The organism is Veillonella sp. AF13-2 (genome assembly GCF_003603295.1).
GTDB classification, from domain to species: Bacteria; Bacillota; Negativicutes; order Veillonellales; family Veillonellaceae; genus Veillonella; species Veillonella parvula_E.
Map to the genome: position 1 here is coordinate 412,325 of NZ_QTMT01000003.1, position 20,301 is coordinate 432,625.

Consider the following 20,301-nt stretch of genomic DNA (forward strand, 5'->3'; position numbering starts at 1 on the left):
ATGGAACAAATTGTGCTTGCTACAGGCAATAAAGGGAAAATTCGTGAGTTCTCTGAGGCTTTTTCCCATTTATCTATCGATTGTGTACCTGTAAAAGCTGTGATTTCCATTGAGGAGCCTGAGGAAACTGGTACAACCTTTATGGAAAATGCTCTGTTGAAGGCTCGTTACTATGCGAGGGCTACGAATCGCCCATGCCTTGCTGATGATTCTGGCATTACTGTCGATGCCCTCAATGGTGCACCAGGTGTATATTCTGCGCGTTATGCAGGTCGTCATGGTGATGACAATGCAAACAACGAGAAGTTAATTCGTGAAATACAAGGGAAAAGTAACCGTACAGGTCATTATGTATGCGCTTTAGCGCTTGTATATCCTGATGGCCGAGAAGTTACTGCGGAAGGCTATTGTGATGGACTCGTTCAAGATGAGCCAAAAGGGGAGAATGGCTTTGGCTATGATCCGTACTTCTATGTGCCTGAGTTTAAAAAGACTATGGCAGAGTTAAGTATAGAAGAGAAGGAAACGATTAGTCATCGTGGCCGTGCACTACGTGAATTAATTAACAAACTTTGATATTTTCGAACTATATGGTATAGTTCATATAAATATATAATATAGTGGCATTAGAGATTAAATACAATGAAACGAATTGGCATTTTAAGTGACACTCATGGGTATCTAGAGGATATCGACCTCGTTTTGGCTGCTACCGCTGATCAAGACATCGATATGTGGCTTCACGCTGGTGATTTTGGAGATGACGCACGCTATATGCAGGAACATACGGATATTCCTGTATATGCTGTACGTGGGAACAACGACCGTGTGCAACCGCTTGAACCACGAGAGCAATTAATTCCTCTTGAAGATACCTATATTTACATGACACATGGTCATGAGGTATCATATTATAATCGAATACAAAAATTGATTGAGTTAGGAACTGACATGGGTGCACGACTCATCGTGTCCGGTCATAGCCATCATCATGGGGAGGTTCGTGCCCGTGATGCGGTATTTGTAAATCCTGGTAGTATTTCTTTGGCTCGTGATCGCTCCGGTGGTACCTTTGCCATCGTTATCTACGATAATGGACAGTTTGATGTAGAGTTTGTGTATAAACAAGATATTGTTTAGTTATATGGTGAAAGCTTCGGTTTTGAAACTTTCAAAAGGAATAGTAAGTCTATGCATGGAAAGGGTTATGACATATCATGGATACACCAGTTAAAGCAAAGCCTAAAATGAAGTTATATGGTTTTAACAATCTCACGAAAACATTGAGTTTTAATATTTATGATATTTGTTATACTCGTACGGAAGAAGAGAAAAAACAATACATTCAATACATTGATGAAGTATACAATGCGGATCGTTTAACAGCTATTTTGACGGAAGTTAGCCATATTATTGGCGCTAACATCCTTAATGTAGCGAAACAAGATTATGATCCACAAGGTGCGTCTGTTACAATTTTGATTTCTGAAGAGGAAATTGAAAAAGAAGATGTAGTTATGCATCTAGATAAATCGCATCTTACTGTACATACGTATCCTGAAAGCCATCCGCACAAAGGGATTAGTACATTCCGTGCCGACATTGAAGTGTCTACATGTGGACAAATCTCTCCGCTAAATGCACTGAATTACTTAATTCAAAGTTTTGACTCTGATATTCTTACCTTGGATTATCATGTACGTGGCTTTACTCGGGACGTGTCTGGTAAGAAAATTTATATTGATCATCGTATCAATTCTATTCAAAATTACATCAGTGCAAAAACTCGCAACATGTACAATATGATTGATGTAAATGTATATCAAGAAAATATTTTCCATACAAAGATGATGTTAAAAGAATTTGATTTAGATAATTATCTCTTTGGCATCACTGAGTCAGAGTTGAGCGATCGTGAAATCAAGCAAATTAAACATCAATTAAAACAAGAAATGATGGAAATCTTCTATGGACGCAATTTGCCATCTGTAAAAGCTTAAAGACAGCTTTTATAACATTGTTGTGACAGCTTTTATCGTATAATACGAAGATAGACTTGAAGTAGATAAGCCTTATATGGTTTATCTACTTTTTTATAATTTACTTTATTAATACTGGAGCTTAATGATAGTTGTTTTTAAAATTTTCGAGAAACTATATCGAAAAAACTTGAATTATGATTTAGCATTTTGTATAATACAATTAGTTAAAGGTATAAATTACCGACTCTAAAGAGTCCGAGTGTATCCACAAAGGAGAATTGTTATGGACGTACGTGAATTAGCTGTACAAAAAAAACGTGAATTAAAAGGTTTCCTTACTGTAGGAACTAAATATGAATTAAAAGACGCTCATGATTTATCTGTAGCTTACACACCAGGTGTAGCAGAACCATGTTTGCGTATTAAAGATAATGAAGCAGAATCCTTCGAATTAACTTGCCGTTCCAACATGGTTGCCGTTGTATCTGACGGTACTCGTGTACTTGGTCTTGGTGATATTGGCGCTGCAGCAGCACTGCCAGTAATGGAAGGTAAATCCTTATTGTTCAAAAAATTCGGTGATGTAGACTGCATTCCATTGGTTGTAGATACAAAAGATGCTGATACATTGATCAATACAGTAAAATTGTTGCAAAAAAACTTTGCTGGTATAAATTTGGAAGATATTTCCTCTCCTAAATGCTATGAAGTTGAAAATCGTTTGAAAGCAGAGTTAGAAATCCCTGTATTCCACGATGACCAACACGGTACTGCTATCGCATGCTTAGCAGGTGTAAAAGGCGCTCTTCGTTTGGTTAAAAAGGATTTAGCTACTGCTAAAATCGTTGTAAACGGTGCTGGTGCGGCAGGTGCTAATATTGCTCGCTTATTATACCTTGCAGGTGCTCGTGATATTACATTATTGGTATCCTCTGGCGTATTGCATAAAGACTACAAACGTCTTGACTCTTTACAAGCTGAATTAATCGATTTACTTAAACTTGAAGAAAAACATGGCGATTTGGCTGAAAATGCTAAAGGTGCTGATATTCTTCTTGGTGTATCTGCAGCAGGTGCTTTTACAAAAGAAATTTTGGAAAGCTTAGCTGACGATGCAATTGTATTTGCAATGGCTAACCCTAATCCAGAAGCAACATATGCTGATATGAAAGCTGCTGGTATCCGTGTTGCTGGTACAGGTCGTTCCGATGCTCCTAACCAAATCAACAACGTAGCAGTATTCCCAGGTGTATTCCGCGGTGCTATCGACGTTCGTGCGTCTCAAATCACTGACGAAATGAAATTAGCTGCTGCTGACGCTTTGGCTCACTTGATTCCTGATAGTGAATTGAACGAAGAAAACGTAATGCCATCCGTATTCGATCCTCGCGTAGCTCCAGCTGTTGCTAAAGCAGTTGCTGAAGTTGCTGTAAAACAAGGTATTGCTAAAAATCCTCAAGCAATAGAAGATGGTAGCTACGAAGGTTAATTTATTTGCTTTACTAGCATTTTATAATCTTATATAACCATAGAACAATACAACATGCACCTCGAAAGGGGTGCATGTTTTTATATGATCGATTAAGTATATGATTGGCTTTATACTATTAGGGCGAATAATCTATAGATTAAAATGATATAGAGGCGTAGGCGTATAGGATAATAGAAGTAAGGATAGATATATATTAAAGAATGTATTAATGTATCAGTAAAAAAATTAATGAAGTTGTAAAAAAGTACTTGTCACTAGTTTCTATCAATGATATAATAATTTTCGTTGCAGAGCGATACTTGAAAGAGTAAGAACTCAGCAAGAGTAGTGGTTGACATCAACTACCGGGTTTGCTATAATAGCAAAGTAATTAATGACGGGGCATAGCGCAGTTTGGTAGCGCACCTGGCTTGGGACCAGGGGGTCGCAGGTTCGAATCCTGCTGCTCCGACCATTTTTTATTTGCGGGTGTAGCTCAATGGTAGAGCCCCAGCCTTCCAAGCTGGTCGCGAGGGTTCGATTCCCTTCACCCGCTCCATTTTTTTTTGCCTTTTTTAGGGTATACTAAGATAGGGTGTAGTTGACGATACATAGTACATAATTTATACTATAATAGATAATTCCATATATAGGTAATCCACATGGTTCAGTAGCTCAGTTGGATAGAGCAACGGCCTTCTAAGCCGTGGGTCGGGGGTTCGAATCCCTCCTGGATCACCAAAGAAATAAGCGGATAGTTCGTAATGAGCTATCCGTTGTTTATTTGAATTTATAATAGCCTGTGTAAGGATGGTGGTAATTTGGCATATGTACGTATAAATTTAATTGGTGATTTTGAGGATAAGCTCGTGAATAAGGGGCGTTCAATAGGTCTTGAACTACAAAATCTTGATCCATCATTAGCGTCTATTCGAGTTTTAACCTATTTAAGAAAAACAGGAAATAGTTTACCTAAAAAGATAATAAAGTCAAAAGATTTTGATAAATCTATTCCTGTAGAATTGGCTGATAATGTTCATTCATTAATTAATAAAATTGAAAATGGAGTCGATTTGACGCCATATTTAAGTAAGAATAGTATTATCTTAAATAATGATGAGAAATTTGATTATTTATTTAATGATTGGGGGATATTACATTTACATTTGGGTAAGGAGTTTGAAGCTAAAAATCCTAAATTTATAAAGAGAACTGGTCCTCTTTTATTTATAATTCCATATTTTGATAAAGTATATCTTCTCTCTGTATTTAATCATCGTGATAATGTTTGGTCTAAAAAAATATTAGTACAAAAAGTATATGATAATTGGCCGGAGCTTCTTCATAAATTTGATGATATTATTGGTTTGCCAACTGAGATTTCAGATGATGATCGGCAGCTGCTTAGAAAAGCAGGTATAAATTCAGCTATAATAGATATTAAAGACTCTAAAAATGGAGAGAAAATTTTTGTCTCAATGAATGGGTTAGGTTATTCTACTATTGGGGATCCAATTGTTGATATACAATATTACAATAAAATAGTAAAAAAACTAAAAAAGCTTCAAGAGATTATAAAAAATAGAATATATCTTTCTCCTCTAATATATGAAACTTATAAAGAACAGTCTGTTGTTTACCTTATATTAAATTTTGATTTAAAGAAAAGACGTTGGCAAGTAAGGGATTTAATTACAGAGAATATTTTTTGGGAAGATTATAGTAACCTATTAGCTATTTTAAATTAGATATAGATTCATATATTAACAATATTTTTATATTGAGCTTCTGAAAAAAAGACCATTCATCGAATGGTCTTTTTGCATTTATAATAAATCACTCAAAAGTTCAGCTTTAATCGCATCCTATAAATTCAGTATTTATCTACATTCTTTCCTCATAATTCGAATTAGTCAAAATAAAAGTCAAAAAATTACGTTTTGATATATTGACTTTTTGACTTTTAAAGGTTATTATAATGTCGTAGGGTAAATAAACCCAGTAAAAATAGTATTAGTCAAATAGTTAAACTCTATGATGTATGAGGGGGTAAAATATATGAACAACAACTTTAACAACTTTGGTAATGAATTTTCTAGCATGAATGATTTGTTTAATCAATTGATGGGTAATATGGGTGGTTATTCCACAGAACGACGTAGTTATAAGATTAATGGTCGCGAAGTAACTCCAGAAGAATTTGCGTTTTATCGTCAAACTGGTCGCTTACCATCTAATGAAGAAATGCAAGCTGCTCAAGCTGCGCAACAAGGTAAAATTAAACAAGATGGCATCCTTGCTCGTTTGGGGACAAACTTAACTCAACAAGCTCGTGATGGTAAACTTGATCCTGTAATTGGACGTAATAAAGAAATCCAAGAAACAGCAGAAATCTTAGCACGTCGTACTAAAAATAATCCTGTACTTGTAGGTGATGCTGGTGTTGGTAAAACTGCAGTAGTAGAAGGCTTGGCACAAGCTATTGTAAATGGTGATGTTCCAGCAGCTATTAAAAATAAAGAAATCATTTCTATCGATATTTCCGGATTGGAAGCTGGTACTCAATACCGTGGTTCCTTTGAAGAAAACATTCAAAATCTTATTAAAGAGGTAAAAGCCGCTGGCAATATTATCTTGTTCTTCGACGAAATCCACCAAATTTTGGGTGCTGGTTCTACCGGTGATGGTCAAGGCTCCAAAGGCTTGGCAGATATCTTAAAACCTGCCTTGTCTCGTGGTGAAATGACTGTAATTGGTGCTACAACACAAGATGAATACCGTAATACAATCATGAAAAACGCGGCTCTCGCTCGTCGTTTTAATGAGGTAAAGGTAAACGCGCCATCTGCAGAGGATACTTTCAAAATCTTACAAGGCATTCGTCCATTATACGAAGCGCATCATAATATTGAATTGCCAGATGCGGTGTTGAAAGCAGCTGTAGATTATTCCGTACAGTATATTCCACAACGTAGCTTGCCTGATAAAGCTATTGATTTAATCGATGTAACAGCAGCTCACTTGGCATCTCAACATCCTGTAACAGATATTAAAACATTGGAAGCAGATATTGCTGATGCTAAAGCAAAACAAGAGGAATATGCTCAAAAAGAAGACTATGAATCTGCAATCAATGAAAAAATGCGTATTCAAAAGTTACAAGCAGAGCTTGATAACCATACAGAAAATCAAAAGGTAGTGGCTAAGGTCAACGATGTAGCAGAAGCCGTTGAAAGAATGACAGGTATCCCTGTATCTCAAATGGGGGCATCCGATATCGAACGCTTGAAAGACATGAAATCTCGTTTAGAAGCTCATGTAATTGGTCAGGATAAAGCAGTAGAAGCCGTATCTAAAGCAATTCGTCGTAACCGTGCAGGCTTTGACGAAGGCAACCGTCCAATTGGTAGCTTCTTATTCGTAGGTCCTACTGGCGTTGGTAAAACAGAATTAGCTAAACAATTAGCTCTAGATATGTTTGGTAACAAAGATGCAATCATTCGCTTGGATATGTCCGAATATAGTGATCGCACAGCCGTATCTAAATTAATCGGCGCTACAGCTGGGTATGTTGGTTATGAAGATAACTCTAACACATTAACTGAACGCGTACGTCGTAATCCTTATTCCATCGTATTATTCGATGAAATCGAAAAAGCAGACCCTCAAGTTATTACATTACTTTTACAAGTATTGGACGATGGTCGCTTAACAGATGGTCAAGGTAACACAGTAAACTTTAAAAATACTGTTATCATTGCTACATCCAATGCAGGTTTCGGTTATGGTAATGACAATGATGATGAAAATAAAGTAGATGTAATGGAACGCATTGCTCCATTCTTCCGTCCAGAGTTCTTGAACCGTTTCAACGCAGTTATCGAGTTCAATCAATTGAGCAAAGAAGATTTGAAAAAAATTGTAGATTTGATGCTTGATCAAGTGAATAAAACTTTAGCCAAAAAAGATATCACTCTTGATGTATCAGATGAAGCTAAAGAATTGTTGATGGAACAAGGGTATGACAAAACTATGGGCGCTCGTCCATTACGTCGTGTTATCGAATCTGAAATCCGCGATAATGTAACTGATTTCTACTTGGATCACATCGATGCTAAACACTTGCTTGCCGATGTTAAGGATGGTCATATTGTAATCTCTGAAAAAGCAGATTCCGATGATAGCAAAGACCAAGATAAGGCTGAGAAATAAAGAATAGACGTAAAAGTGTCAGAATAATCATTTGACAAATCTGAATAAAGTAGTAATATTAATAGCATAATTATATAGTGAGTATGCAAGGGAGCCTATTATATAGGCTGAGAAAGGGCTGCGAGCACCTGACCTTTATACCTGATCGGGATCATGCCCGCGTAGGAAGCACGCTAATACTTAATATGGGTATCGATCATTTTGTTCGATACCCATTTTTGCATACCTAACTATATATGTCTTTTATATAGGAGGATGTAAAATGTTTATGACTCAATTGGAATCTGCTGTGGCTGGTGTAGTTACGAAGGAAATGAAAGTAGTTGCGGAAAAAGAACGTATGGATGAAGAGGTATTACGTTCACTAGTGGCAGCAGGAAAGGTTGTTATTCCTTGTAACAAGCAACATACTAGTATTTCGCCTGAGGGGATTGGCAAACGCCTTAGAACGAAAGTCAATGTTAATTTAGGTACATCGAAAGACGTTACTGATTATGATAGTGAAATTGAAAAGGTTAATCGAGCTATTAGACTTGGCGCAGAGTCGATCATGGATCTTTCCACTCATGGTGACACTCGTATTTTTAGACGTAAATTAATTGAGACATCGCCAGTAATGATTGGTACGGTGCCTATTTATGATAGTGTCATTCATCATCAAAAAGATTTAGGTGAATTAACAGCTCAAGATTTCTTGGACACTATCCGATTACACGCTCAAGATGGTGTAGATTTTATTACTATCCACAGTGGTATTATGAGAAAAACAATAGATCAAATCAAGAATCATAAACGGTTGCTTAATATTGTTAGCCGCGGAGGCAGTTTGGTATTTGCATGGATGAGCATGACAGGCCATGAAAATCCATTCTATGAATACTTTGATGAAATCTTAAAGATTTGCAAAGAATATGATGTTACTTTGTCTTTAGGTGATGCTTGTCGTCCAGGTTGCTTGGCGGATGCAACTGATGTGTGCCAAATTGAAGAGCTTGTAAGGCTTGGTGAATTGGCAAAACGAGCGAAACAATATGGTGTACAAGCTATGATTGAAGGACCTGGGCATGTACCTTTACATCAAATACAAATGAATATGGAAATACAAGAGTCCTTGTGTGATGGAGCGCCCTTCTATGTGTTGGGACCGCTCGTAACAGATATTGCTCCTGGTTACGACCATATTACAGCTGCCATTGGTGGTGCTGTAGCAGGTATGCATGGGGCGTCATTCTTGTGCTACGTTACACCAGCGGAACATTTAGCCTTACCAAATGCAGATGATGTAAAAGATGGAATTATGGCTTTCAAAATAGCGGCGCATGCTGCAGATATTGCTCGTGGTATTACTAATGCAAGAGATATAGACGACATTATGGCTAAGGCGCGTCAAGTTCTCGACTGGGAAGCACAATATGCTTGTGCCATTGATCCGGAACGGGCTCGTTCTATTCGTGAAAGTAGAGCACCGGAGGAAGACCATAGTGAAACCTGTTCTATGTGTGGCAAATTCTGTGCTGTACGCAGTATGAATAAAGCTTTACAAGAAGAATATATTGATATTTTATAAGCTTTTTCATATGGGAGGTCATTATGGATTTGATTGTTAATGGAGAGCCAAAGTATGTTGTAGGTGAGCAACTTCATTTGATTCTTGATGAATTAGGCTATTCTGGTAAACACTTTGTAGTTGAGCTTAATGGAGAGATTCTTAGTAAGGAAGCATATACAACCACTAAATTAACGGCTGCTGACAGATTAGAAATCGTTAGCTTTGTAGGAGGTAATTGATATATTGGATACATTTACTATAGGTAATATTGGGGTAGGGCCTATTTTTTCTACACAAACAAAACCCAATGCTAATCCTGTAGGAATTTCTTATATATATTGGGCAAAGCAGTTTAGTAAGGCTCCCATTGTTGCTGTTGGGGGCATTAAAACCACAAATGCTGATACCGTTTGGCAAGCGCATCCCGATTTTATTTGTGCCGTTTCTGAAATAACAGAATCGGATAATATACAAAATACTATTTATGAGCTCATGATGGGATATAGTAGGGTCAGATAAAAAAGAGTATACATACAAACCACAAGATTTTAATCTTGTGGTTTTTGTATTTATAAAATAATTTTGTAGATTTGATAAATATCCTTGCTAAGATATAGGTTTATTTAGTATAATCGTATCATTAAATTCGATATTCTATAGAATTTATAAAATAAATGAAGATGGAGAGGTAATAGTATATGTCTCATTATGTAGATTTAAATAGTGATTTAGGCGAAAGTTTTGGTAACTATACATTAGGCATGGATAGTGAAGTATTAAATCACGTAACAAGTGCTAATATTGCTTGTGGTTGGCACGCTGGAGATCCTCTTATTATGGATGCGACTGTTTGTATATGTAAAGAAAAAGGAGTTGCCGTAGGGGCGCATCCTGGTTATCCAGATTTGATGGGATTTGGTCGTCGTGCGATGGCAGTAAGTCCTGCTGAGGCAAAAGCCTATATGATGTACCAACTAGGTGCACTTCAAGCTTTTTGTGATAGTTATGACATTACTTTACAGCATATGAAACTACATGGTGCTTTTTACAATACAGCCTGTGTTACGCCTGTACTAGCCGATGCAATTTTAGATGGTTTACAAGCGGTAAATCCTAATATCGCGATCATGGTATTGAGTGGTAGCTATATTGCTCAAGAGGCACAGCGACGAGGTATTCCTGTTATACAGGAAGTGTTTGCCGATCGTGGCTATACAGAGGAGGGAACATTGGTCCCTCGTACAGAAGTAGGTGCTTTCATTAAAGACCCGCAAGAGGCTTTAGACCGAGTTCTTATGATGGTTACAAAGGGTAAGGTTGTTACTAATACGGGGAAGATCATTGATATTGTGGCTGACTCCATATGTGTTCATGGAGATAATCCTGAAGCGATAGCTTTCACAAGATATATTCGGGAGGGGCTTACAAAAGCTGGTGTAACGGTGGCGAATTTTCAACACCGATAACGCTATTAAATACATTAAAATAAATGCTTAATTAATACCAACAAAAATGCAAATATAAGTATTAAAAGTAAGTATTACATGTAAGTATGAGCTTTAAGCAATAAGTATGGCATCAATTAATTATTATATGTGGAGGTTCCTATGAAACCAATTACAGGTAAAGCGAGTTTCTCTGTCCTACTAGGGGCAGCTTTCTTAATGGCCACGTCTTCCATTGGACCTGGATTTATGTTACAAACGGCAGCATTTACAAATGAGTTGAAAGCAGACTTTGCATTTGCTATCGTCGTATCCGTTATTTTTTCTATTATTGCACAGCTTAATGTGTGGACGATTATTGGTGTATCCCAAATGCGTGGTCAAGATATTGCGAATAAGGTATTACCAGGCCTTGGTTATATAGTGGCATTTTTAATTTCTCTTGGCGGATTGGCTTTTAATATCGGTAATATTGGTGGTGCCTCTATGGGCCTCAATATTATATTTGGAATTGACACAACAACAGCGGCCGCTATTAGCGGTATCTTGGGCATCTTATTATTTACATCCAAGAAGATGGGTGGTGTTCTAGATAATACGGCTAAAGTACTCGGTACGGTTATGCTTGTCCTTATTGCTTATGTAGCCTTTTCAACAAATCCTCCAGTAGGTACAGCAGTAACTCATGCGATAGTACCTACGAATTATCCGTGGCTTGCTACGATAACTCTTATTGGAGGAACCGTAGGTGGTTATATAACATTCTCTGGCGGTCACCGCCTTATTGATGCTGGTATTACAGGTCAAGAACATTTAAAGGATGTACGTCGTGCAGCGATTATGGGCATGTCTGTTGATGCGCTAGTTCGTATATTATTATTCTTAGCTGTTCTTGGTGTGGTATCTATGGGATTTGTACTAGATGCTAAGGATCCAGCTGGTTCTGCTTTTCTTTTAGGAGCTGGTGAAATCGGGCATAAATTATTCGGTATAGTGTTCTTCTGTGCCGCATTGACCTCTGTAGTAGGGGCTGCCTACACATCAGTATCCTTCTTAAAAACATTGTTTAAAGTGGTAGAACGAAATGAAAAATTGACTATTATGGCATTTATCTTTATTTCCACATGTATCCTGATTTTTATTGGTAAACCAGCATCTCTATTGATTTTAGCTGGTTCTGTAAATGGGTTAATATTACCTGTTACATTGGCAGTTATGCTTGTCGCAACTCATAAATCTGAAATCGTAGGAACATATAAACACAATAAACTTTTATATTATACAGGGTGGATTGTAGTGCTCGTAACATCTTACATTGGTGTTACATCTTTAAAAGGTATTGCTAAGTTACTAGGTTAATTAATTATCTGTGAAAGCACCATTACGTTCGTCTTGAATGTGATGGTCCTTTCTAGTTATAGCAGGAGGTACATATGAAACCTACAATTTCACCTGTAGGGGATTGCGCTATCTCTATTGATTTTGGTCAAGCAATCGATCCAAAGATTAATCGACAAATCCGACAAGTTATAGAGCAGATTAAACTCTTACAGCTAGATGGAATTATTGAACTAGTTCCTACATACTGTGCATTGCTTGTTCAATATGATGCAATGGTATATACGTATTCCGACATTTGTAGAACTATCAATCCTATATTACAAGAATCTGTAACAGACAGCGCAAATGAACGTGTTACGATTGTTGAAATCCCGACCATATACGGTGGCGAGTATGGTCCAGATCTAGGCTTTGTAGCCTCTCATAATCATATAAGTGAAGCTGAGGTTGTATCCATTCATAGTGGTACTGATTATTTGGTTTATATGTTAGGTTTTATTCCTGGTTTTACTTACTTAGGTGGAATGGATCCTCGCATTGCAACGCCGCGGTTGTCTTCGCCAAGAACTTTGATTCCTGCCGGGTCTGTAGGTATTGCAGGAGAACAGACTGGCACATATCCATCAGATTCTCCAGGGGGATGGCAGATCATTGGGCGCACACCTGTGACTATGTATGATATGTCTAAAAAACAAGCTGCATTATTAAGAGCAGGGGACTACGTTCGTTATGTGCCCATCGATGATACTGAATTTTATCGCATCAAATCCTTAGGTTCAGCTTATATTCCTGTTGTACATGAAGTAGAGGTAGGTGATTTGCGTGGCTTTAAATAGTTTTAAGAAAGCTTCAATCCACGTAGATGGACCAGGGATGTATACAACGATTCAAGATGCAGGACGAGTCGGCTATCAACAATATGGTATGCCTGTAGCGGGGCCTATGGATAGTGAAAGCTATCTATTGGGGCAGGCTTTAGTAGGAAACAAGGAGCCTTTAGGTGCTTTAGAATGCACCGTATTACCGCCTACACTAATGGTTCAAGGTACATGTATTGTTGCTTTTACAGGGGCTGATATGCACCCCACTATTAATAATATAGTCGTGCCTCGATACATACCTTTTATATGTCATGAAGGAGATATTATTTCTGGTAGCTTTAGCCAATGTGGCGTGCGTATGTATATTGCTTTCTCCGGCGGTATTGATGTTCCTACTATTAATGGTAGCGTATCGACTCATACAAAGGCTAAGATAGGTGGTCTTGAGGGGAGACCGTTACAAGCAGGTGATCAGTTTGGCATTAAAGCATTTACTAGAGACGAAGTGAATGTGTGCGACTTCTATGATGGTCATAACTTATTCAATATCGCCTTATATAACCGCGGCGGCCGTGAGTGTCACGAACCTTTGCGTGTTGTTCTCGGAAATCAAGCAAAGTATTTTACAGAGAAAGGAATCAAGACCTTTGGTAGTAAAATATATACATTGACTGTACAATGTGATCGCATGGGCTTTCGCTTGGATGGCCCTGTTATAGAGCATATAGATGGTGCAGATATTATCTCCGATGGCGCTGTATTTGGTTCTATCCAAGTTCCTTCTGATGGAAACCCTATAGTGCTCATGGCAGATCGGCAAACAACAGGTGGCTATACAAAGATTGGTACTGTGATTACGGCAGATTTACCTAGGTTAAGCCAATTACCAGTAGGGGATGGAATTCATTTTGATATCATATCTGTCGAAGAAGCACAAGCGATATATCGTACATATATGAAACGCTTACATAAGCGCATACAATTAGCACACGAACAAAGTGTATATGCCTTTAATGTAACTTAATTGGTTTTCCCTATTTAATTATATAAACTAGCAATAAAGCTATCTTGTAGATTGTTATTTCTATGAGATAGCTTTTTGTTATGTAATGTAAGATGAATTGATGAGGTGGTGGGAAAATATAATCTTATAAAACAAGTTTAAAATAATGATTATGAATTTATATTCATTTTATCTCTTCGTTATGGTATAAAATAAGCCCGTATTTTATATAAATTTGTGATATGAATCACTATAAAAAGCATTAATGCTGCATTTGTGCGCCGTGTAGAATTATGAATAAAAAATGAAAAAGCTTGATAGTGTATTAAAGGTTTTGATATACTTATAATATTGAAAATTTTGGAATTCTCGTATGACTTACCATATGATAAAACATCGAGGGAGCATTACTATTACTATAGTTTATAGGAGAAAGTATGAATAAGATTTTTAAAGTGGTTTGGAGCAAATCAAAAAACTGCTACGTAGTAGTATCTGAGTTCGCTAAGAATAATAGTGGCAAGAAGAAAATTGTTGTAGCAGCAATCTTGGCTGCATTAGCAATGACTAATGCTAGCATCTCCATGGCGGCAAATACTTTGCCTACAAAACTGCATGCAACAGCAGTAGGCTTGGGGGATGGTGCTTCTGTTACTGGTGATAAAGCTGTAGGTTTCGGTCAAAATGCAGCAGCAGCTGGTGGATATTCTATTGCAATAGGTTCTAATTCTAGTACTAGTGTTAACAGTCCACAAGGAATCGCTATTGGTGGTGGTAATACTGCTAATGAAGGTGCAAGAGTAATTGGGGAGCAAGCAATTGCCATTGGGGGAAATACAATAGCTCAAGGTAACTCTTCTATTGTTATTGGTGGCGATGATGTAGTTAAAGCCGATGGTGTAAAAGTTATTTACACTACGAATAATGGTGAGATTCAAACTGGGGATTTGCGTAGTGCGGTTCAAAGCTTAACAGGCTTTGATATGAGAAATCCACTATATACAACGGCAACAGCTGGTGAATCTGGTATCACATTAGGCATGAAAGGTCAGTCAGGCAATGTGGGCATTGCCATTGGTACAGGTGCAAATGCGAAGGACCGTTTATCAGGACCTTCTGGTCAAGCCAATAATGATGTAACAAATGCTATTGCTATTGGCACAGGGGCTAGGGCAATCGTGATAATGCTATTGCCATCGGTGGTGGTTCTAACACTGATGTAGGCGGTACAAAACAATCTAGCTATACTTTGCCAAATAACGTTGTTGCTTCCTGGGCTGGTGGTGATAAAACATTGCCAGGTGACGTTGTATCTTTTGGTTCTAAAGGGTATGAACGTCAGTTGAAACATGTGGCTCCTGGCGAAGTAAGTGCTACTTCCACAGATGCAATTAATGGCTCTCAACTTAGCGCTATTGTAGACCAAATCGCTTATAAATATATATCTATAAAATCTTCTGATGTTGCTAATAAAGATAATACTGGTGCTACGGCCGATAATTCTATTGCTATTGGCCCAAATGCCGCAACAGACACATCTGCAAGTCGTTCTGTGGCTGTTGGTGATGGCGCCAGAGGTAAAGTAGTAGATGGTGTAGCTGTTGGCTCAAAATCTATAGCTGATATTGCTTCAGGCGTAGCGGGATATAATGTTAATGCTAGTCGTACAGATATATATGCTGGTTTAAGTGGTGCCGCCCTAACGTCTAAATTAGGTGGTGTTGCTGTTGGTACGATAAACCAAACACGTCAAATTAACTATGTTGCTGCAGGTACTGCTGATACAGACGCAGTAAACGTGGCGCAATTAAAGAGTGTTAATCTAGCTTTTACAGGTGATACTGGTACAGGCGATGTGAACCTTGCTAATAGTAAATTGGCTGTAAATGGTGATAATACATACATTAGCACTACAGCTAATGGCAAGAAAATTACAGTTTCTGGTAAAAAGCAAGACATTACTGTAGCAAATGGTAGCGCTACAGCCTCGGCTGGTATGGCGGATTCTGCTAACGTAGCTAATGCGATTAATCAAGCAATTGATCAAAATAAATATGGTTGGAATCTTTCTGCTAATGGTGAAGCTACACCAGTAGCAGTTGAAAAAGGTAATACAGTAGATTTTTCTGGTGACGATAATGTTGCGGTTGCTAGAAATGATAAGAAAATCTCTGTAGCTTTGAAAAAAGATCTTTCTAAATTAAACAGTGCTTCTTTCAATAATGCTAGCGGTAATGAAACTGTAAAAATTGATGGTGATAAAGGTATCAATGCTGGAAATTTGAAAGTTGCCAATGTAGCAGATGGTGTTGCTGATAAAGATGCTGTCAATGTATCTCAATTGAAAAAAGTTGACGATAAAGCTGAAGCTAACAAAACTGCTATTGATACAAATAAAACCGCAATTGCTAAAAATGTAGGTGACATTACAACAAACAAAACAGATATTGCCACCAATAAGAACAGTATTGCTGCGAATACGCAAAAAATTGCTGACAATAAAACTGCAATAGATAAAAATACTGGTGAAATTGCTACCAATAGACAAAATATTGCTGATAACAAAGCGGCCATCACTAAAAATACTAGTGATATTGCAACTAATAAGGATAACATCGCAACCAATAAAGCTAACATCGACAAAAACATGACAGCTATTGCCCGTAAGATTTCTTTAGGTGGTAACTCTGGTTCTACCGATGAAAAATCCTTGAGCACAGGTGATGTGAAGTTCAATGTGAAGGGGGAAAATGGCCTTACTACGGTTGCCAATGGTGACGATGTGACTGTTAAACTCGATGATGCAACTAAAGGTAAAGTTGACAATGCAGCTGATCGAGATTTGAGCAATTTGACTCCTGATGGTAAGCAACAAGTTAAGGATTTAGCAGCTTGGAATGTAGTCGCTAATAATGAAACGGCTGAAAAAGTTGATGGTGGCAACACCGTTAAGTTCATCGATGGCGATAACATTTCCATCACTCAAAATGGTAAAGACTTCACCATTTCTACTAAGAAAGATGTAACTTTTGATACGGTAACAGCTACTCAAACGATTACAGCGCCAAAGGTTAAAGCGACAACTGGGGTTGAAGCTCCTCAAGTAACAGGTTTGACTAACACTGCATGGACTCTAGGCCAAACACAACCTGTATCTGGTCGTGCAGCTACAGAAGACCAATTGAAATACGTTGATGATCAAGTAGCAGAAAACAAAGCCAATATTGCTGATAATACAGATAAGATTGGCAAAAATGCTGATGTCATTGCAGATAATAAGCAAAAAATAGCTAATAATAAAGCTGCAATTGATAGAAATGCTGCTGATATTGCAACTAATAAGGACAATATTGCTGCGAATAAACAAAATATTGCTGATAACAAAGCGGCTATCACTAAAAATACTAGTGATATTGCAACTAATAAGGATAACATCTCAACCAATAAAGCTAATATCGACAAAAACACGACAGCTATTGCTCGTAAGATTTCTTTAGGTGGTAACTCTGGTTTGACTGATGAAAAATCGTTGAGTACAGGGGATGTAAAATTCAATATTAAAGGCGAAAACGGTTTAACAACTATAGCTAATGGTGAAGATGTAACTGTTAAGATTGATGATCAAACTAAAGCAAAAATCGATAATGCAGCAAATCAAGATTTGAGCAACTTGACAGATGCTGGTAAACAACAAGTTAAAGATATATCTGCATGGAATGTAACGGCTGCTGGCGGTACCGTTGAAAAAGTACAAGGTAGTGATACCGTAAAATTCCAAGCTGGTGATAATCTTGTAGTTAACCAAGATAGAACTACTTTCACATATGGCTTGGCTAAAGACTTAAAAGGCCTAAACAGTGTTATTGTAGGTGATGAAAACGGTGTATCTACTAAAATCACTCCTGCAGGTACAACTGTGAAAGATGCAGCTGGCAACTCTACTACAATTAATGGGGGTGGTATGACTATTACTCCTGCAGATACAGCAGCTAGCCCTGTATCACTTACTGTAGACGGCTTAAATAATGGTGGCAACAAAATTCATGGAGTAGCGCCTGGCACAGCTGATACTGATGCAGTAAATGTTAGCCAATTGAAAGCATCTAATGCTGGTTTACAAGAAGCTGTTAACCGTGTCGGTACTGAAACACAACGTGTTGGTGCTCATGCGGCAGCTATGGCAGCGTTGAAACCAATTCAATATGATCCATTGGAACCAACACAAATTATGGCTGGTATCGGTAACTACCGTGGTGAAACTGCTGGTGCCATCGGTATTGCTCACTACCGAACTGAAGATACTATGTTCAACGTAGGTGTTTCACTTGGCACTAGCCATAACATGGTAAATGCAGGTGTAACGCATAAATTTGGTGGTAGTCGTGAAAGAAAAGACGCTATTCCAGAGCGTTATAAAGCAGGTCCTATTAGCTCTGTTTATGTAATGCAAGATGAAGTATCTAGTCTCAAAAAAGAAAATAGTAATCAAAAAACTGTTATTGCTAATCAAGCAGCGCGTCTAAATACATTAGAAGCTGAAAATGAACGTCAACGTCAAGAATTGGCTGAAACTAAACAAGGCTTAGATGACTTGCGTGCCGTAGTAAATCAATTATTAGCCTCTAAAGGTTAAGAGTTGAGAACTAATTTTGATAATAGTCTAAGATAGTTATTTTCCTGTAAAACTAAAGAACCTCTTATACATTGTTGTACTTGATAGGGTATATACATTTCGTCTAAGAGGTTCTTTTTTGCTATTTTGATATATATTCTTATTTAAAAAACATAACATATGAATGATTTTTCATATGTTATATGATATAATACAATAGATATAAGAGGTGAAGTAATGCCTTTACTATATGATCTTACATGAATAGGAGATAGGATGTTAGACCGTATACAACGATGGCTTTCAATAGACACCATGTTGCCTGTTGCAGAACGATTAGGACCTGTAGGAACTACAAAGCAGCTATATGGTAATTATTTAAAAATAGCTTGGCCAGCTACATTACAAGGCTTGATGTTACAATTTATGACTGCCATTGATTTGGCGATGGTTGGTGCCTTAGGTGCGTCAGCTCTTGCTTCGGTAGGCATTATGGGTCAACCTGAGATGGTAATGCTCATCTTTTGTCGAGCCTTATCCATTGCTGTGACAGCAATTATAGCTCGTCGTCATGGTGAAGGCGATGTAGATGGTATGAATGCCGTACTCAAGCAATCTATTTTATTGAATTTTTTAATTTATGTACCGTTATTATTGATATGTTTCTTGAACTTAGAGCATATTCTACGTTTTACGGGTGCTGAAGATGGCTATATTGAAACAGCCGTTTGGTATGGTCGTTTCATAGTTATTAGCTTAATATTTCAGTCCTTTAGCCAAATCGTAGGGGCTGCACTCATTGGATATGGTAACACTAAAGTTATTTTTAAATCTAATGTAGTAGGGAATATTTTGAATACGATAATGAATTTCTTCTTGATTTATGGTATTGGTTTCTTCCCTGAACTTGGCGTTATGGGGGCAGGTGTATCCACTATGATCAGTAGTGCTATTATTGCATTATTGTTGTTGCGTACGATTTCACAACATACTTCTACTGGATTAACATTGCGCCATCCGTCGAAATGGACTTTTGAAAGGCCCGTATTACATACAATGTTTCATGTCGGTGGCAGTTCTTTAGGAGAACAGTTCTTTGAGCGGTTCGGTATGTATACATACACTATGATTGTTGCTTCCTTAGGTGCGGTACCTTTAGCAGCACATTACGTATGTATGAATTTAATGGATATATTTTACTATTTTGCGATGGGTCTTGGATTTGCAGGTGCATCACATACGGGGCAAAGTCTGGGACACAAACGACCAGATATTGCACGTACTTATGGTAAAATTGGTGCTCGTATTGGTTTAGTCGTGGGCCTTGTAAGTGCATTAATCTTTATTGGTCCTGGTGATTTTTTAGTACAGTTATATACTCGTGAAAGTGATGTTGTTACACTTTCAGCCACTTTGATGGGCATTATGGCTATCGCTGCATTCCCTCAAGCATTACAGCAAGTGTATTCCGGTGTGTTGAAAGGGGCAGGAGATACATATTACATCATGAAATATTCTCTTGTAAGCGTAGCAATCATTCGTCCTATTATTACTTATTTATTGTGCATTACACTAGGTTTAGGGCTTTTTGGGGCATGGTTATCTTTGTGCTTCGATCAGTCTCTAAGATTATGTTGTTCTTATTTGAGATTTATTCGAGGAACATGGCAACATAAGGTTGTTTAATGAGATGTAAATTCTTTTTCACATTGAAAGTTTTAGAAGGATTCATGAAAAAGAAGTGAATAAACTCTTGGCTATTAAAAATTTTTGATGTACAATACGTAATGTGAAAAAAATGACACATTGGGGAATGTGTTATCTGACCAGAAACTTCTGATTTCACGTATATATGTAAGGGATAT

General features: G+C 37.5%; 16 protein-coding genes, 3 tRNA genes and 1 riboswitch. All 19 genes read left to right on the forward strand.

The genetic code is table 11. From position 1 onward, the window contains the following. The 19 genes from DWV85_RS07800 to DWV85_RS07885 all read left to right on the forward strand — a co-directional run bounded on the left by DWV85_RS07800 (nucleotide 1) and on the right by DWV85_RS07885 (nucleotide 20,122). A complete protein-coding gene (locus tag DWV85_RS07800) occupies nucleotides 1-576 on the forward strand; it encodes an XTP/dITP diphosphatase (RefSeq protein ID WP_123138469.1) in 576 nt (191 codons plus the stop codon). 66 nt (nucleotides 577-642) lie between these two features. After that, complete coding sequence (locus DWV85_RS07805) at nucleotides 643-1,140, forward strand: YfcE family phosphodiesterase (protein ID WP_123138470.1); 498 nt, start codon at nucleotides 643-645, stop codon at nucleotides 1,138-1,140. Between the two features lie 77 nt (nucleotides 1,141-1,217). Further along, nucleotides 1,218-2,000 (forward strand): adenosylmethionine decarboxylase, encoded by a 783-nt coding sequence (gene speD, locus DWV85_RS07810; RefSeq protein WP_008715652.1) that lies wholly within the window; start codon nucleotides 1,218-1,220, stop codon nucleotides 1,998-2,000. A gap of 265 nt (nucleotides 2,001-2,265) precedes the next feature. After that, complete coding sequence (locus tag DWV85_RS07815; RefSeq protein ID WP_004693580.1) at nucleotides 2,266-3,471, forward strand: NADP-dependent malic enzyme; 1,206 nt, start codon at nucleotides 2,266-2,268, stop codon at nucleotides 3,469-3,471. A 380-nt stretch (nucleotides 3,472-3,851) separates the two neighbouring features. Then, nucleotides 3,852-3,928 (forward strand) — tRNA-Pro (locus DWV85_RS07820). A 10-nt stretch (nucleotides 3,929-3,938) separates the two neighbouring features. Beyond that, a tRNA-Gly gene (locus tag DWV85_RS07825) sits at nucleotides 3,939-4,012 on the forward strand. 105 nt (nucleotides 4,013-4,117) lie between these two features. After that, a tRNA-Arg gene (locus tag DWV85_RS07830) sits at nucleotides 4,118-4,194 on the forward strand. An 80-nt stretch (nucleotides 4,195-4,274) separates the two neighbouring features. Further along, nucleotides 4,275-5,201: a hypothetical protein gene (locus DWV85_RS07835; RefSeq protein WP_123138471.1), complete on the forward strand. Its 927-nt coding sequence runs from the start codon at nucleotides 4,275-4,277 to the stop codon at nucleotides 5,199-5,201. Between the two features lie 310 nt (nucleotides 5,202-5,511). Continuing rightward, complete coding sequence (locus DWV85_RS07840; RefSeq protein WP_123138472.1) at nucleotides 5,512-7,665, forward strand: ATP-dependent Clp protease ATP-binding subunit; 2,154 nt, start codon at nucleotides 5,512-5,514, stop codon at nucleotides 7,663-7,665. A 77-nt stretch (nucleotides 7,666-7,742) separates the two neighbouring features. Continuing rightward, a riboswitch (TPP riboswitch) is annotated at nucleotides 7,743-7,850 on the forward strand. Between the two features lie 77 nt (nucleotides 7,851-7,927). After that, a complete protein-coding gene (gene thiC / locus DWV85_RS07845) occupies nucleotides 7,928-9,232 on the forward strand; it encodes a phosphomethylpyrimidine synthase ThiC (protein ID WP_123138473.1) in 1,305 nt (434 codons plus the stop codon). Nucleotides 9,233-9,255: 23 nt separating this feature from the next. Then, nucleotides 9,256-9,453 (forward strand): sulfur carrier protein ThiS, encoded by a 198-nt coding sequence (thiS, locus tag DWV85_RS07850; RefSeq protein WP_008602700.1) that lies wholly within the window; start codon nucleotides 9,256-9,258, stop codon nucleotides 9,451-9,453. A gap of 4 nt (nucleotides 9,454-9,457) precedes the next feature. Beyond that, nucleotides 9,458-9,733 carry a thiamine phosphate synthase gene (locus DWV85_RS07855; protein ID WP_165851648.1) on the forward strand — a complete coding sequence of 92 codons (276 nt, stop codon included), beginning with the start codon at nucleotides 9,458-9,460 and terminating at the stop codon, nucleotides 9,731-9,733. A 179-nt stretch (nucleotides 9,734-9,912) separates the two neighbouring features. Beyond that, nucleotides 9,913-10,680, forward strand: coding sequence for a 5-oxoprolinase subunit PxpA (locus tag DWV85_RS07860; RefSeq protein WP_123138475.1), 768 nt, complete (start codon nucleotides 9,913-9,915; stop codon nucleotides 10,678-10,680). A 141-nt stretch (nucleotides 10,681-10,821) separates the two neighbouring features. Continuing rightward, nucleotides 10,822-12,018, forward strand: a complete 1,197-nt coding sequence (locus DWV85_RS07865) for an NRAMP family divalent metal transporter (RefSeq protein ID WP_004698382.1) — start codon at nucleotides 10,822-10,824, stop codon at nucleotides 12,016-12,018. A gap of 74 nt (nucleotides 12,019-12,092) precedes the next feature. Beyond that, nucleotides 12,093-12,836 carry a 5-oxoprolinase subunit PxpB gene (gene pxpB / locus DWV85_RS07870; protein WP_123138476.1) on the forward strand — a complete coding sequence of 248 codons (744 nt, stop codon included), beginning with the start codon at nucleotides 12,093-12,095 and terminating at the stop codon, nucleotides 12,834-12,836. Then, nucleotides 12,823-13,845: a biotin-dependent carboxyltransferase family protein gene (locus tag DWV85_RS07875; RefSeq protein ID WP_123138477.1), complete on the forward strand. Its 1,023-nt coding sequence runs from the start codon at nucleotides 12,823-12,825 to the stop codon at nucleotides 13,843-13,845. The genes pxpB and DWV85_RS07875 overlap by 14 nt, the downstream gene beginning before the upstream one ends. A gap of 416 nt (nucleotides 13,846-14,261) precedes the next feature. Further along, complete coding sequence (locus tag DWV85_RS09420) at nucleotides 14,262-15,047, forward strand: ESPR-type extended signal peptide-containing protein (protein ID WP_243632552.1); 786 nt, start codon at nucleotides 14,262-14,264, stop codon at nucleotides 15,045-15,047. Between the two features lie 26 nt (nucleotides 15,048-15,073). After that, the gene (locus tag DWV85_RS07880) at nucleotides 15,074-18,457 is read left to right on the forward strand and encodes a YadA-like family protein (RefSeq protein ID WP_243632553.1); all 3,384 of its coding nucleotides are present in this window, start codon (nucleotides 15,074-15,076) and stop codon (nucleotides 18,455-18,457) included. 255 nt (nucleotides 18,458-18,712) lie between these two features. After that, nucleotides 18,713-20,122, forward strand: a complete 1,410-nt coding sequence (locus tag DWV85_RS07885; RefSeq protein ID WP_123138478.1) for an MATE family efflux transporter — start codon at nucleotides 18,713-18,715, stop codon at nucleotides 20,120-20,122. The last annotated feature ends 179 nt before the right edge of the window (nucleotides 20,123-20,301 follow it).

Bases quoted from the DNA above. Each gene is read 5' to 3' on its own strand.
- DWV85_RS07800 (WP_123138469.1), top strand. From the start codon at position 1: ATGGAACAAATTGTGCTTGCTACAGGCAATAAAGGGAAAATTCGTGAG.
- DWV85_RS07805 (WP_123138470.1), top strand. From the start codon at position 643: ATGAAACGAATTGGCATTTTAAGTGACACTCATGGGTATCTAGAGGAT.
- speD (WP_008715652.1), top strand. From the start codon at position 1,218: ATGGATACACCAGTTAAAGCAAAGCCTAAAATGAAGTTATATGGTTTT.
- DWV85_RS07815 (WP_004693580.1), top strand. From the start codon at position 2,266: ATGGACGTACGTGAATTAGCTGTACAAAAAAAACGTGAATTAAAAGGT.
- DWV85_RS07840 (WP_123138472.1), top strand. From the start codon at position 5,512: ATGAACAACAACTTTAACAACTTTGGTAATGAATTTTCTAGCATGAAT.
- thiC (WP_123138473.1), top strand. From the start codon at position 7,928: ATGTTTATGACTCAATTGGAATCTGCTGTGGCTGGTGTAGTTACGAAG.
- thiS (WP_008602700.1), top strand. From the start codon at position 9,256: ATGGATTTGATTGTTAATGGAGAGCCAAAGTATGTTGTAGGTGAGCAA.
- DWV85_RS07860 (WP_123138475.1), top strand. From the start codon at position 9,913: ATGTCTCATTATGTAGATTTAAATAGTGATTTAGGCGAAAGTTTTGGT.
- DWV85_RS07865 (WP_004698382.1), top strand. From the start codon at position 10,822: ATGAAACCAATTACAGGTAAAGCGAGTTTCTCTGTCCTACTAGGGGCA.
- pxpB (WP_123138476.1), top strand. From the start codon at position 12,093: ATGAAACCTACAATTTCACCTGTAGGGGATTGCGCTATCTCTATTGAT.
- DWV85_RS09420 (WP_243632552.1), top strand. From the start codon at position 14,262: ATGAATAAGATTTTTAAAGTGGTTTGGAGCAAATCAAAAAACTGCTAC.
- DWV85_RS07885 (WP_123138478.1), top strand. From the start codon at position 18,713: ATGTTAGACCGTATACAACGATGGCTTTCAATAGACACCATGTTGCCT.